Genomic DNA, 15734 nt, shown 5'->3' on the forward strand with positions numbered 1-15734 from the left:
ATGACGCATCCGTTGAACTTTCGTGCGCTCGCGGAGTTGATTGCCACCGCCGCTGCGAAGAATGTGGCGGTCACGGCCGACCAGAGCGACCTGCGCGTGCGATATGCACCCGGAGCGCTCGATGACGCGCTTCGCGGGGCCCTCAAGGACGCGAAGCAGGATCTGCTGGAGTATTTCAGGCAGGTTGAGCGCGTCGAGGCGGCCTCTCACGCGCAGCAGCGGTTGGGCCTTCTGGAAGAAATCGGCGGGCTCGGCGGCACCTATGTCATCTCCAAGGCCCTCCATATTGCCGGACAGATCGACCGGACGCGCCTTGAAGGCGCTTGGAAACAAACCGCTGCACGGCACGCCAGCCTGAGAACGATGGTCGTCCGGGTTGCAGGAACTTTCCGGCAGATGGTGCTGCGGGACTGCGTACCGCTCGAAGTTCATCAGTGTCAGAGCGAAAGCCAGGCGCGCGAGTTGCTTCAAGAGAGAATGACGGGGCCCGTTTGCGTCGTCAGCCGAAGCGCCCGTCAGGGCCTGCCTGCTGCAATATTCGGAGCGGGCATATTTCTTCGGCATCGCCCTGCATCATTCCATTGGCGACGCCTGGTCGCTGCAGGTAGTGGCACAGGACATTCTGCGCGCCTACGCCGGGACGGACGAGAACCCGGGACCGGCTTCCTGCTACAGCAGCTATGTCGATCTGGAGGCTGGTGCATCAACGCGCTGCGAGTACAAGCGTCTTGCGGGGTTCTGGCGCGACTATCTCGACGACGCGCTTCCGGCCTGCGATCTCATCACCGACTTCGAAAGACCCAGGGTCAGGGACCACCAGGGCAGTGCCGTGCAAATCGGGCTGCCTGGCGACACGCTCGACGGCCTGCGCGATCTGGCGCTGAGCAGCGGGGCGACGCTTTTCTCGGTCGTGCTTGCAGCTTTTCAGGTCTGTCTCGCACGCTGGTCCGGCCACGATGACGTATCGGTCGGCAGTCCGGTTGATATGCGCGATGCGCCCGGTCTGGAAGATGCGGTCGGCTATTTCGTGAACACGGTCGTCCTGCGTGCCCGGCTGCACGACAATCCCTCGTTCCTAGAGTTCGTGAAGCAGACCCAGGCGACAGTTCTCGATGTGCTCGATCACAAAGCACTTCCCTTCGATGTGATCGTCAAAGAAACCCGTGCGCAGCGCGATCCGGGGCGCACACCGCTCTTTGACGCCATGTTCGTCATGCATTCGGTCCTGGACAGTGCCGAAACGGTCTCCGGCGTGTCGCTGACGCCTGTGCATGTGGACGCAGAACACGCGCAAACGGATTTGCACTTGTCCGCGCATGTTGCGGACGGCCAGCTGAAGCTGCGGCTCGAATATGCGCGTGCATTGTTCAAGCGGGAGACGGCCACGCGCCTGCTGGAGGGACTGGTAGCCCTGCTGGCCGACGCAGGCCGGCGGCCGCAGACCCGGATCAGGGCGCTGGACATCATGTCCTCCGGTGAACGGCAGCTGGTGACCAGGACCTTCGCCGAAGCGCCTCAAGCATCGGACCCCGGCCAGCGCCTGGACGAAATCATCCGGGACCGCGCCAGAGAGGTTCCCGGCAACCGGGCGATCTCGTTCGGAGAGCAGAGCCTTTCCTACGGGCAGCTCTGGGACGCGGCAACCGAGATTTGCGAACGGCTGACGGCAGCCGGAATCGGACGGGCCGGCGTCGTCGGCGTGATGATGGAAAGAGCGCTCGAGCTTCCGGCCGTGCTGCTGGGCGTCCTGAGGGCCGGCGCCGCCTATCTGCCTCTGGATCCCGATATGCCGCCGGACCGGTTGCGCTACATGGCGACCCAAGCCAACGCTTCTGCCGTTTTCACGACAACCAAGTTCATGGACCGGCTGCCGCAGGGGTTCGCGAGCTTCTGCCTGGACCGAGCTCAAGATGATCCGCGCTCCGATCGGCCGACGAGCGACGCGCGTCTGTCGCTGGACGATCCGGCCTATGTGATGTTCACCTCTGGCTCCACAGGCAAGCCCAAGGGTGTGGTGACGTCGCATCGCGGTATTTCCAACCGAATGCTCTGGATGGAGCGCGAGTTTGGATTGTCCGACCAAGATCGGGGACTTCAGAAGACCCCCTTCACGTTCGATGTCTCGGTCTGGGAGATCTTCTGGCCTTTGTGCGTCGGGGCCGAGCTGGTCATTTCGGAGCCCGGGGGGCACCGGGACCCTGTCTATCTGGCAGCATTGATGAAGGCGCGCGGCATCACCGTGGTGCATTTCGTACCGTCGATGCTGCGGCAATACATCAAATTCGCCAGTGCTTGCGACAGCATCCGGCTTGTCGCCTGTTCCGGCGAAACCTTGCCGCCGGAGCTGCCGGGTCTTTCGGAGCCGGTTTTTCCGGACGCCGAGTTCGCAAATCTCTACGGCCCCACAGAGGCGTCTGTCGACGTGAGCTTCTGGCGCTGTGGACCGAATGACGCCTGTTTGCCGATCGGCCGTCCGATCGCGAACACCCAGCTTTACGTGCTGGACGATGGCATACGGCCGGTACCGGTGAATGTTGCCGGGGAGCTCGCGATTGGCGGAATTGGTCTCGCCCAGTGCTATGCCGCCGATCGGAAACAGACTGCCGACCGGTTCCGGCCGGATCCCTTCGGCAATGGCGGCCGACTGTATTTTACCGGTGACGTGGCGCATTGGCGAGACGACGGAGTTCTGATCTACCGCGGTCGTAGCGACGACCAAGTCAAAATTCGCGGCAATCGCGTCGAACTGGGCGAGATCGAGGTCGCAATCAATGCGGTTCCCGGCGTGCTGCAGTCCGCGGCGGCGCTAAAGTCCGGACCGGGCGGCGCACCGCTGCTCTGCGGCTATTTCACCGGTGAAACGTCGAAAGACGCCGTGCTTACGGCGATAAGAACCGTGCTGCCAGATTACATGGTTCCCGCTGCCATCGTTCAGGTCGAGGCGATTCCGTCGACAAGCAGCGGCAAGACGGATCGCAAATCTCTTCCCCTGCCTGACCTGGACGGTCTGGAGAGCGAGTGCGCGGAACCCGAGGACGACGTTGAGAAATTCCTGACGAAGGTGTGGTCACGGGTCCTGGGGCATGAGCGCATCGGACGGAATGCGAATTTTTTCGAACTCGGGGGCGACTCCATACTGGCCCTGTCGGTCGCAGCCGAGGCCACCCGGGAAGGATTTGCGCTTCCGCCGGCGCTGATCTTCGAACATCAGACAATCGCGGCACTGGCACAGGTCACAAGGCAGCCGGCGGAGAAGGCGCAGTCCGTCCAACCTGTCCCGACCGAAATACCCCTTTTGCCCGCGCAGAGCTGGTTCCTGTCGAGCCGTGCCTGCGAAAGCAGATGGTTCAATCAATCCGTCTTGCTGAAGCCGCTCGGGCTGGTTTCCGATGCGCTGATCGAAGAGGCCTGCCGGGGTCTGGTCGAGCGCCACATCTCGCTGCGTTCCGTCTTCAAGAAGGGCCGGGCGTGGGCAAGCGTTGCCGAGCCTTACGATCCTGTTGGTCCGGCGTGCAGCGATCGTGCGCTCGAGGCGGTGCTTGAAGAAACGCACGGCCGGATCAGCGTCGAAGAAGGCAGGTTGTTTGCAGCGACGCTCGCGACCTTGAGCGACGGAAGCCGCCGGCTGGTGCTGGCAGCGCACCATCTTGCCGTCGATGCAGTGTCCTGGCGCATTCTGGTGGCTGACCTTGAAAACTCCATTGCCGGACGCAACACGGTGAACGCCGGTTTCCTGCAGCCGGACTATGTCGCCGCCCTTCAGAACTGGCTGGAAACCTCGGACGGAAAGGCGGCGAGCCGATACTGGCAGGCTTTCCCGATGCCGGAAAAGCCGGTGAGCCAGGACGGAAGGGAGGGCCGGAAGACCCTGTACAGGGATCAGGTGACCAGTCGTGTTGTTATCGAGGCCCCGCAAACCGCGGCCATCTCGGCGAATGCGAACGGGCAGCTGCCGAACCTTGTCCTGGCAGCACTCACCCGCGCGCTCTGCTCGAGCGCGGACTGCAGGGACGCCTGTGTGATCCTTGAAGGCAACGGCCGCAGCCTTCCGGACACGGCGCTGGATCTCTCCCTGACCACAGGCTGGTTCACAAGCTTTCTTCCCGTGCATCTTTCCCCACCCTCATCGACGGGCGCCTCGGCGGCTGCGAACGCCATTGCCCTGCAAATCGCAGAAGCGCCCGGCGGCGGTGTCGGCTTCGGTGCGGTGAACGCAACCCGGACAAACGGTGCCGGCCCATTGGCCGACGCTGAGGTTCTGTTCAACTATTTCGGCCGGGCCGGCAGCGATCATGCGCTCGAGTTCTTCTCCATCGCCGAGGAGACAGACCCCTGGAGCCGCGATCCGGAAGGGACACGCCCGTTTCCAGTCGAAGTGAATGCCTATCTGACCGACGGGAGTCTCCATGTCCTTCTGAGCATGGCCGAGAGCGCTACCGCACCCGAATTCATCCAGGCCGTGCCGCTCGCGTTCGAGCGGCATCTTCGCGGCTTTGCTGAACAGGATGTGGAAACGCGGGACGGCAACGCCGGCTCCTCCGGACACAAGCGGGACAGAGCGCGGTCCGGTTTCGAGAGGCGGCTCAAGCGCCGGTTGGCCGTTCAGCAGAAAGAGGTAGTTGATCACAATGATTGCTGAAGATCCTGAACGGCCGATCGGTGCCGTCGAAACGATCACGGTCGGCCTGACCAGAACGCAGGAAAGCCTTCTGCACCAGACCCTGCGCGGCACATCGAATGATGCCTATCTGATTTCGGTGCGCGCCAAGGTCGAGGGCGAACTGGACACGGACCGGTTCGCCAGGGCCTGGGCCATGGTCTGTCAGCGTCACAGAATTTTGACAGCCGGCTTTATCTGGGAAGGGGTGCCAGAGCCGTTGCAGGTGCTGGAACCGGATGCGCATGTGGTTCCCGTGTTCCACGATCTGGCCACGCTGCCGCGCGCGCAGGCTGACGCCGAGTGGCAGCGGATTGCCGACGAGGCCCGTACCACGCCATTCGATCTGGAGACGGGTCCTCTGGTGAGGGTGCATGTCGCTCATGTCGCGGACGGACAACAGGACATCCTGGCGGTTTTTCATCATCTCATCGTCGATGGCTGGTCTCTCGCGATCCTGCTGGACGAGGTGCACGAAATCTACGTTGGGCTCGCCTCCGGCAATCCCTTGCCAAACATGCAGGAAGCGCCGGAATTCAGCGACTTTGTGGACTATGAAACGGCCCGAAAAGGCGATCCTGGAACGTTCTGGGCGGCCTATCTGGACGATCTAACCCCTTGCACGGACCTGCTGTGTCAGGCCGGCCATTCCGCCGTGCAGCCCGCCTCGCAGCCTGACTGGCGGCAGATCGACGCGGCGCCCGGATCCGGCACGGCCCCACGTCTCAAGGCCTACCTGTCAGGGAACGCGATTACCGTCAGCACGCTCGCGAATGCGGCATGGACGGCAGTCCTTGCCTGCCACGGAACGGAGGAAGCTGTTTACGGCGTGACTATGTCCGGCCGTCCGGCGGACCTGCCAGGTGTCGAGAAATCGGTTGGCCTCTTCATCAAGACCTTGATCGCGCGCAACAAGCCCGAGTGGTCATTGCCGGTGACCGGCTGGCTCAAGGCGCTTCAACTCGATCTGGCCCGGGCGCGCGAGCATGACCGGGTTGCCATGAGCGACTTGATTTCGCTGGCGGGCGCGGAACCGGGCAATGAACTGTTCGAGTCCATCCTGGTCGTCGAGAACTATCCCGTGCCTGCGCAGCGGGACCAGGACGGCGCCCTGGCGATAACGTCGTTTTCGATCGACGAAAGAACGCACTATCCGATTACGCTGCTGATCTCTCATAGCGACACGCTCCGGGTGCGTTTCATCTACGACCGCAACCGTTTGCCGGATGAAGACGCAGATGGCCTGGTGGCTCGTTTTCTGTCCGTGATCGGTTGTTTCGTGGACCATCCGGATAAGACCGTCGCCGACGCTTTGCGCCTGCTTCCGTCGACCCGCAATGACCCCGCGGGCCCGTTGCGTTCGGCAGCGACATTTGCGGGCGCCGAGGAGCGGATCGAGGCTCTGGTTCGCAAGCGGTCGTCTGTCTCGCCGCAGGATGCCGCGGTCATGTTTGAAGACCGGTGCCAGAGCTATGCCGATCTTGCGGCGGCTTCCGAAGCGGTTTCGGCGCGGCTGCGGCGGGCCGGTATCGGGCGCGGCGACATCGTCGGCGTTCTGATGGAGCGCGCGCTCGACCTGCCGGCTGTGCTGCTGGGCGTTCTGGGCAGCGGGGCGGCCTATCTGCCGCTGGATCCGGAACTCCCGGACAGCCGCCTGGCGTTCATGACGGAGGATTCCGGTGCCGTGGCGGTGCTGGCCCCCGAGGCGCTGGCGGACCGCGTTCCGCCAGGCGTGCGCAAGCTTGTCCTGGAGCGGCCGCAGGCGGACGGGCCGGACCAGCCTGCGGGCAAGCCGGCCGGCACCGCGGACGATCCGGCCTATGTCATCTACACGTCCGGCTCCACCGGCCGCCCGAAAGGCGTGGTGGTTCCGCATCGCGGTGTCGTGAACCGCATTCTGGCGCTGCAGGCCGATCACGGGCTTGAGCGGCAGGACCGGGTTCTGCAGAAGACGCCGTTCGGCTTTGACGTCTCGGTCTGGGAATTGTTCTGGCCGCTCATGACGGGGGCCGGACTTGTCATGGCACGACCCGGCGGCCATCGCGATCCTGCCTGGCTTGCGGCGGAAATCGCCCGCACCAATGTCACCGTGGTGCATTTCGTGCCGTCCATGCTGCGAGGCTATGCGGCCGTCGCGCCGGTCTCTCCCGGGGTCCGGCTGGTCGGATGTTCGGGCGAGGCGCTGGCGCCGGATCAGCCCGGTGCGGCAAAGGCGGTGTTTCCCAATGCGCAGATCCATAATTTCTACGGCCCGACGGAGACCTCGATCGAGGTGACGTCCTGGCGATGCGATCCCGAGGCGACGGGTCCCGTGCCGATCGGACACGCGATCGCGAATGTGAGCCTTCAGGTTCTCGATGAGGCGGGCCGGGTGCTTCCGGACGGGGCGGTTGGCGAACTTGTCGTCGGCGGTCCCTGTGTCGCGACGGGCTATCTCGGGCGCCCCGGACTGACCGCGGAGCGGTTCGTTCCGGATCCCGCCGGCGGGGCCGGAGCGCGTGCCTATCGCACCGGTGACCGGGTGCGGGTGGGTCGCGGCGGGGCCCTTTACTATCTGGGCCGCGGCGACGACCAGGTGAAGGTGCGCGGTCACCGGATCGAAATCGGCGAGGTGGAGGCGGCGCTGGCCGGGGTGCCGGGGGTTCGCGGAGCGGCGGCGGTCGTGCGTCAGGACGGCGGGGGGACCGCACGCCTGATCGGATATGTGGCAGGCGGTCCGGGGCCGAAGGCAGTCGCCGAATGTCTCGCGCGGGATCTGCCGGCCTATATGATTCCCGCGCCCATCATCGAACTCGACGACATACCCCTCACGAACTCGGGCAAGACCGACCGCAAGAAACTCCCGGAGCAGGATTTCGCGGCCCAGGAGACCGAACCCCTCCTCGGGGACACCGAGAAGATGGTCGGGAGCATCTGTTGCGACGTGCTCGGGATAGACACTATCGGCAGGAACATCGAGCTGACGGCTCTTGGGGCAAGCTCGATTGACCATATGCGGATAGCCGGTCTCATCCGGTCTCGCATGAACGTCGACATTGAACTGCGCCAGGTGTTTGAAGCAGCGACGGTTCAGGTGATCTCGGAACATGTCGTGAAGGCCGCAGCGTCTTCCGACGAAGCCCATGCAAACCGGGCAAAGCTGCCGCCTCTGATCAAGCTTGCCCATTCCCAACCTGTGCCCTTGTCCTTTGCGCAGGAACGTCTTTGGTTTCTCGACAAACTCGGCAACATGGGTAGTGCGTACAGTGTGCCGATTGCCTTTCGGATGACCGGTTCCGTCAATGAACGTGCTTTGGAAGAGGCAATCCGCCGGCTGGCGTCTCGACACGAAATCCTATCGACGCGATTTGAAGAAAAGGGAGGCGCGCCGGAGCAGTATTTCGATCCGAACGGGCGTGTTCGTTTGAAGCGGCACACCCTGTACACTGATCCGGATCCGGAGCTGTCTGCAAGAGCGATGCTTGAACAGCTGGCGGTCCTGCCTTTCGACCTCAGCAAGGACCTGCCGATCCGGGCGCATCTGCTAAAGCTCGCCGAGGAAGAATACATCTTTCTCCTGGTTCTCCAGCATATTGCGTGTGACGGCTGGTCGCTGGAAATCCTGACGCGAGAACTCAGCACATTCTACAATGAGGCGGTTGGTGGCCCTGAAGCGACACTGCCCCCGCTCGCGGTCCAGTATTCGGATTTTGCGGTCTGGCAGCGCGGCTGGCTGCAGGGGGCGGTGCTCGAGGAGCAGGTGGCGTATTGGCGTTCGCGTCTGGAAGGCGCACCGTCGCATCTTCCGCTTCCGGCGGACCATGCGCGTCCGGCCGTCCAGGACTACCGGGGCGGGAATGTTCCGGTTGCGATCGACGCGGAACTGAGCGAGGCGGTGCGTGCCTTCGCGGCCGCGCAGGGCGTGACGGTGTTCATGGTTCTTCTGGGGGCGTTCCAGGTGCTGCTTGCCCGCTGGTCGGGCCAGTGGGACGTGACGGTGGGCACGCCGATCGCGAACCGCCGGGATGGCCAGCTTGAGCCGTTGGTCGGTTTCTTCGCCAATACGCTTGCCCTGCGCGCGGAGATGGGCGCGGAGCAGAGTTTTGCTTCGCATGTGGATGAGGTGCGGGCGCGGACGCTGGAGGCGTTTGCACATCAGGATCTTCCGTTCGAGAAGCTTGTGGAGGAACTCTCGCCGGAGCGGGACCTGTCGCGGCATCCGGTGTTTCAGGCGATGCTGGCCTTCCAGGGGCGGGCGCAAACGGCTCCGTCCGCCCGGCTGGAAGGACTGAAGGTGCGTCCGGAAGCGGTCTCCGGAAGCTGGTCCAAATTCGATCTGACGCTGTTCGTGACGGATGCGGACGGTGCCCTGCAGGGGCGTCTTGAATATGCGAGCGCGCTGTTCGAGCGGGGAACGGCGGAGGAGATCTCGCGCTCGTTCACCAGCCTCTTGACGGACGCGATCCGGCGTCCCGATCACCGCCTGGCCGAACTGGTGCTCGCCTCCGGCCCGGCAGAGGACAAGCAGGCATCGGGGCTGGAAGCGGGGCCTGGACCAAGTCCGGAGCACGAGCAGGAGCCGGAGCAAAAGCCGGAGGGCGGGCCGCGGCTTGAGGATCTGTTCCGGGCCGCGGCCGGCCGCGCGGGATCCGCGCCGGCGGTGCGCTGCGGCGGGGAGGAACTGGCCTATGGCCGCCTGCTGGACCGTGTCGATGCGGTCTCGGCCCGTCTCGGCACGCTCGGCATCGGCCGGGGCGACGTGGTCGGTGTCCTGATGCGCCGCGGGATCGATCTTCCCGCCGCGGTTCTCGGGGTGCTGGGATCGGGCGCGGCCTATCTGCCGATGGACCCTGATCATCCGGTCGAGCGCCTGAGCGACATCGCGCGCGATGCCGGCGTCGGAGCCATCCTGACACAGGACCGGCTGCGGCAGACCGGAGAGGGGATCACCCCGCACGACGCGGCACTGCTGCTGATCGACCGGCCCGGGGAGGACCCTGTCGGCGGTCAAAGGGGTGGCGGCAGGACCGTTCCGCCGGACACGGCCTATGTGATCTACACCTCCGGGTCGACGGGGCGGCCGAAGGGCGTGGTCCTGCCGCATGGCGCGGTGGCGACCTATCTGCTTTGGGCCCGGGATGCCTATCTGGGCCAACGGACCGATTGGGGCGGGCGGGCGCTGGCTCTTCTGCATGGCTCCTTCGCCTACGACATGTCCGTGACGAGCCTATTCCTGCCGCTGATCTGCGGCGGGTGTCTGGAGGTTCTGCCGGATGGGGAGGACCTTGCGGTTCTGAGCAGGGTGTTCGCCGCCTCCGGAGCGCCGGTCGTGTTGAAGCTGACACCGGCGCATGCGCTTGCGATCGCCGATCAGTTCGACCCGGCCTGCGGGCCGGACGTCCTGGTGCTGGGCGGGGAAGCGCTGCCGGCGGCCGGTGTCGAGCGGCTGCGGGCCCGGCTTCCCGGGAGTTCCATTGTCAATGAATACGGCCCGACGGAAACGGCGGTAGGGTGTTCGGTTCACTGGTGCGGCAGCGGGGAAGCCGATCCGGTGGCCATCGGGTCCGCGATCAAGGGGGCGCGGCTGCGTGTCGCCAGCCCGCTGGGGGCGGACCAGCCGAAGGGGGCCGTCGGTGAACTGGTGATCGGCGGGGCGGGGGTGGCGCACGGCTACCTGGGACGCCCGAGCCTGACGGCGGAGCGGTTCGTGCCGGATCCGGCGGGCGGGACCGGCGCCAGGGCCTATCGCACCGGAGATATTGCCCGGCGGCGGGCCGACGGCCTGCTGGAGTATCTCGGACGAAGTGACGACCAGGTCAAAATCAGGGGATACAGGGTCGAACTCGGCGAAGTCGAAGCCGCAATCACAAACCTCAAAGGCGTCAAAAATGCCGCAGTCATAACCCAAATGGATGGCAAAGGCTCCGCCTCGCTTGTGGGGCATGTCGTTGTTGAGGAGGGCTTCACGCTTGAAGATCTCGAGACCTCGCTTTCCGACCGGCTTCCCGGCTACATGGTTCCGCGGCTGGTGGCGGCTGATGCGCTACCGCTTGATGCGAACGGCAAGGTCGACCGGCGATCGCTGGCCGAGCTTGCTCCGCCTGAGGACGCCGAGGAGGGGGCGCCGGCCCGGCCTGGTCTCGAACATGGGATCGCGTCGGTCTGGGGAGATCTGCTGGAGCGCGACCCGGTTGCGCGCGACGGCAACTTCTTCACACTGGGGGGCCACTCCCTGCTGGCCATGCGTGCGGTGACGGCGCTGCGGGCAAAGACGGGCCACAGCGTCAATGTGCGCACCATCTTCGAATATCCAACCCCGGAAAAACTCGCGGGCCATCTTCAGTCCAGGGCAGACAGCGGTGTCCCAGGTCTGGAGCTGCCCGCCCTGACGCGGCGGTCGGACCGCGGCCCGGCGCCCTTGTCCTTCGCCCAGGAACGGCTGTGGTTTATTGATCAGCTCGGCGTTACGGGAAGCGGTTACAATGTGCCGATAGCCTTGCGATTGACGGGCGCTTTGAGCTCACAAGACCTCGAGACTGCCATACGTGGTCTTGTCCAACGGCACGAGATCTTGCGAACCCGGTTCACTGAGACCAATGGAAAACCGGTACAACATGCCGGCCCGGAAGAAGCCGTCCACTTTGCGAAAACCGACTTTTCGAAAACTCTGGACCCGGAACAGGCGGTTCGCGAACAGCTTGAAGCCCTGGCGGGCGAGCCATTTGACCTCCGCCGGGAATACCCAGTCCGAAGCCATCTGTTCCGCTTGGCGGATGAAGAGCACGTCCTTGTTGTGATACTTCATCACATCGCTTGCGATGGTTGGTCCATGGGTATCCTCGCACGTGATTTGTCCGCGCTTTACAATGCGGTGGCCGGCAATGCGGCTGCTGCTCTTCCGCATTTGCCTGTGCAGTACTCGGACTTTGCAAGGTGGCAGAGAGAGGATGTACCCAAACGGCACTTCACCACGCGTCTTGATTGGTGGTGCCGAAACCTGTCTGGAGCGGAAACCCTCGACTTACCAACGGATCATCCGCGTCCTTCCATCCAGGACTTCACTTCTGACTCCGTCGGGTTTTCGGTCCCCCAGGACGTAGCGTCTGCTTTGGCAAGCCTTGGCCAGGAACATGGCGCAACTCTCTTCATGGTGCTGCTTGCTTCATTTGCAGTGGCACTCGGCGGCCGCAGCGGACAGAGTGACATTGTTGTCGGAACACCGGTTGCCAACAGGCACCCTGAGGAAACGGAAGAACTCGTCGGCTTCTTTGTAAATAGTTTGCCGTTGCGCGTGGAGCTTGATTGGGAGGCCAGCTTTGAAAGCTTGCTGGCTCAGGTTCGTGACACCGCATTGGCATCGTTGGAGCATCAAGAAGTACCGTTTGAACGGTTGGTGGAGACCCTGGCACCGTTGCGCGACCTTTCGCGCCATCCCGTTTTTCAGGTTTGTTTTATTTTGCAAACGAAGAGCAAGTCCCAAATTGACCTCAATGGTTTGCAAGTGAAGACGGTACCGATACCATCCGCCGGTGCGAAATTCGATCTGACGCTCACAATGACGGAAATGCCTGACGGACTGATCGGTTCGATCGAATATGCGGTGAGCCTGTTCGAACGCGAAACAGTTGCACGGATCGCGTCCGATCTTGGGGAACTGCTAAGCCAAATCGTACGTCGCCCTGCCGGAAATCTATCGGATCTCGCAGATGCGGTACGGCCTCCCGCTCTCCCGTCCGCTTGCGCTTTTGCCGGTGCCGCGCGCCGAATTGACAGTGCTGTTTTTGAACAGGTTTCGTTGGCTGGTTCAGGAATTGCCGTCTCGGACGGTTCTGTGTCTTTGAGTTACGCCGATCTCTGGTCGGCTTCGGGTCAGGTTGCGTCACGCCTAGTATCAGCTGGGGTTCCGGCGGGTTCTGTGGTCGGTGTTGTCCTGGAGCGGTCGGCGTGCGCGGTGATCGCGCAGCTTGGGGTGCTTCGTGCGGGCTGTGTTGTCATGCCGGTGGAGACGGATTACCCGGCGGCGCGTATCGCGTTGATGTTCGAGGCGGGTGCCGCGCGGCTGGTGATCACGGATGCGGAGCACGATGGATTTGTCGCGGATCTTCCGGTTCTGCGGATTGACGATCCCGTGCCTGCGACCGGTTTCGAGGAGGGAGAGCGCCGCGGTCCTGAGGACGCGGGTGCGCCGGCGTATCTTCTGTTCACCTCCGGTTCGACGGGGCGCCCGAAGGGTGTGCTGATCCCGCACGGTGCGGTGACGACGCTGATGAGCGAGCGTGAGGTGCTGTGCTTTGGGGCGCAGGACACGCTGATGCTGGCCTCGCCCCTGTCGTTTGACGCCAGTCTGCTGGAGATCTGGGGCGCGCTTTTAAACGGTGGCCGGATCGCGGTTCTGCCCGCCGGTCCGTTCGATCCCGATGCGATCGCGTCGTTTCTGCCGGAGGCCGGTGTGACGGCGGCGTGGCTGACGGCGGGTCTTCTGCGCGGGTTTCTGGATCGGGATCCTGCTCCCTTCGAAGGCCTTCGTCTTCTGGTCTCAGGGGGAGATGTCTTTCCGGTCCAGGGGCTGTCGCGCTTTATGTCGCGTTTGCCCGGTGTCCGGCTCGTCAACGGCTATGGTCCGAGCGAGAGCACGACCTTCACGACCCTGTACCGTCTTGAGGGGGCTCCGGAGCCCGGCGCGTCGGTTCCGATCGGTTCTGCGGTCGCCGGGCGCCGAGCGGTTGTTCTTGACGAGCGGCTGCGGCCGGTTCCGTTCGGAGCGCCGGGCGAGCTCCATATCGGAGGAACGGGGCTTGCGCTTGGCTATGCGGGGGCGCCGGGCCGGACGGCGGAGCATTTTGTGCCGGACCCGTCGGGAGGCGGCCGGCGCCTTTACCGGACGGGAGACCGTGTGCGCCAGCGCAACGAGGGCGTTCTTGAGTTTCTGGGGCGCGGGGACAGCCAGGTCAAGGTGCGCGGGTTCCGCGTCGAGCCGGGCGAGGTGGAGGCGGCGCTGTGCAGCCTGCCGGGCGTGCGTGATGGCGCGGTCGCGGTTCACCGCAACAGGGAAGGCTCCGCCTCGCTTGTGGGGCATGTCGTTGTTGAGGAGGGCTTCACGCTTGAAGATCTCGAGACCTCGCTTTCCGACCGGCATCCCGGCTACATGGTTCCGCGGCTGGTGGCGGCTGATGCGCTACCGCTTGATGCGAACGGCAAGGTCGACCGGCGATCGCTGGCCGAGCTTGCTCCGCCTGAGGACGCCGAGGAGGGGGCGCCGGCCCGGCCTGGTCTCGAACATGGGATCGCGTCGGTCTGGGGAGATCTGCTGGAGCGCGACCCGGTTGCGCGCGACGGCAACTTCTTCACACTGGGGGGCCACTCCCTGCTGGCCATGCGTGCGGTGACGGCGCTGCGGGCAAAGACGGGCCACAGCGTCAATGTGCGCACCATCTTCGAATATCCAACCCCGGAAAAACTCGCGCGCTTTATCTCAAAAGGCGGCCAGGAAGAGCAACTCTCGAGTACCTTCCTAGTTTCGCTCTCGAAGGGAAAAGTGCCTCCGATATACCTACTGCCACCGGCTGGTGGCGGCGTTTCGGTGTATCGGCAGTTGGCAGACAATCTCGTGAATCGCACTGTTTTCGGCTTCGTTGCGCCAGGGTTGGAACCTGGTAGCCAGGCCAGGAACTTTCTTTCGGAACTTGCCGAATTCTACGCATTCGAAATCGACAAGAGCAGTGGAGGATCGGCGGTGACATTGGGGGGCTGGTCGTTCGGGGCGATCGTCGCCCTTGAAGTAGCCCGCCTGCTCGGGGCGGACCAGGTCGAAAAACTCGTCCTAATTGATCCAGCGATCGTATCGGTCGGTCAGGTCGCGCACATTGGCTCCGATGGTGCGCTCCAAACCGCGTTCGATCAGGATCGCGCACAACTTCACAAACTGATCGGCACGGACCAAGGGATTGAAGATCAAGCGTCCCTGATCCGCGCGCGTTCAGTTTTCGAGTCAAACGTGAAGGCCTTAGAACGTTATGTTCTTGAGGACTATGAAGGAACGAGTGCGCTGATTTTTGCTGCTGACGGCGTGAACAAGCGTGGTGCCAGCCACTGGCAGGTCCATCTGTCGAATTCGGACTTCGCGGTCCTACCAGGTGATCATTATTCGTTGTTCGATGAAGAGAGCGTGCCTGACCTTGCATGCTTCTTTTAGGAAACGAAGACCTAGCGAATGCTGGGCGTCCTGGTGGACTGAAACCCGAACGAACCCGGTGACATCAAACGGTAGTCCCCGTGCTCAAGATGGGTTGGCAGGCTGTTTGCGGCATGTGATCAACGGCCTACGTCAAGGCTTTTAATCGGCTTCGCTGGCGGGGGCTGTTCCGGTTTCCTTTGCGAGGTCGGTTACGCGATTTCTCTGAACCGGCAGGCCTCCTCGATCATCTTCTCGATTTCACGGGCGGCTGCATTCCTGGCGTCGTTGAAATAGAAATGACCGCCTGGAAACAATTTCGATCCGAGGTAGGTTCTTGTGTGAATGGACCAGGCGTCCAGATCTTCTTCCGACACTTCCTTGTCGCCTCTTCCGCCCATGCAGATCACAGGAATGTCGAGCTGTTCCTGATGTTCAAACTCGTATGTTTCACAAGCTGCAAAATCGCGTCTTAGAGTGGGGCGGATCAAGTCCATCATCTCTTGCTCTTTGAGTATTTCTTCCGGTGTGCCGGAATAGGTGGCGATGGCATCATCGAATTCCTTATTGGACAAGAGATGCAAGGGCGGCCTGGCCAGCGGAAGGTGCGGGGCACGATGTGAAGAGAGTATCAGGAAATCGGGCTTGCGCTTGCCAAGCGATCGCAAACAGCGTGCTGCCTCGAATGCGACGAGCGCTCCCATGGAGTGGCCAAAAACAGCAAATGGCTGGTCTTCATACATCCACCGTTTGGCGAGCCGTTTGGCCAGGAGTTGTATCGTGAAAACCTCGGGCGGATCGACATATGGGCGACCGGTTACCGGGAAGTCGAAGGCCTGGGGGGCACAAACGTCCGACATCGAGTCGAGCAGACCGGAATAGGAGCGGGCAGCTCCGCCCGCAAAGGGAAGCAGGAAAAGGTTCATG

3 protein-coding genes and 1 pseudogene are annotated in these 15734 nt (G+C 63.3%); 3 read left to right on the forward strand and 1 reads right to left on the reverse strand.

Annotation, left to right across the window (positions count from 1 at the left end; translation table 11 throughout):
• From OVA12_RS24035 to OVA12_RS22010, 3 genes and pseudogenes are all read left to right on the forward strand, one after another.
• A pseudogene (locus tag OVA12_RS24035) lies at positions 1-387 on the forward strand (hypothetical protein); the annotation flags it as partial.
• 142 nt (positions 388-529) lie between these two features.
• On the forward strand, positions 530-4639 hold the full coding sequence (locus OVA12_RS22005) for an amino acid adenylation domain-containing protein (RefSeq protein ID WP_268141476.1): 4110 nt from the start codon (positions 530-532) through the stop codon (positions 4637-4639).
• Positions 4629-14828, forward strand: coding sequence for a non-ribosomal peptide synthetase (locus tag OVA12_RS22010; RefSeq protein ID WP_268141478.1), 10200 nt, complete (start codon positions 4629-4631; stop codon positions 14826-14828). The genes OVA12_RS22005 and OVA12_RS22010 overlap by 11 nt, the downstream gene beginning before the upstream one ends.
• Positions 14829-15019: 191 nt before the next feature.
• Here OVA12_RS22010 and OVA12_RS22015 read toward each other — a convergent pair whose 3' ends face one another.
• Complete coding sequence (locus OVA12_RS22015) at positions 15020-15733, reverse strand: thioesterase II family protein (RefSeq protein ID WP_268140800.1); 714 nt, start codon at positions 15731-15733, stop codon at positions 15020-15022.
• Position 15734: the final 1 nt, after the last annotated feature.

The sequence above is a fragment of the Pannonibacter sp. SL95 genome (genome assembly GCF_026672425.1).
In the GTDB taxonomy this organism is placed as follows: domain Bacteria; phylum Pseudomonadota; class Alphaproteobacteria; order Rhizobiales; family Stappiaceae; genus Pannonibacter.

Excerpts from the sequence above, each read along its gene's own strand:
- OVA12_RS22015 (WP_268140800.1), bottom strand. The coding sequence starts at position 15,733 with ATGAACCTTTTCCTGCTTCCCTTTGCGGGCGGAGCTGCCCGCTCCTAT.
- OVA12_RS22010 (WP_268141478.1), top strand. The coding sequence starts at position 4,629 with ATGATTGCTGAAGATCCTGAACGGCCGATCGGTGCCGTCGAAACGATC.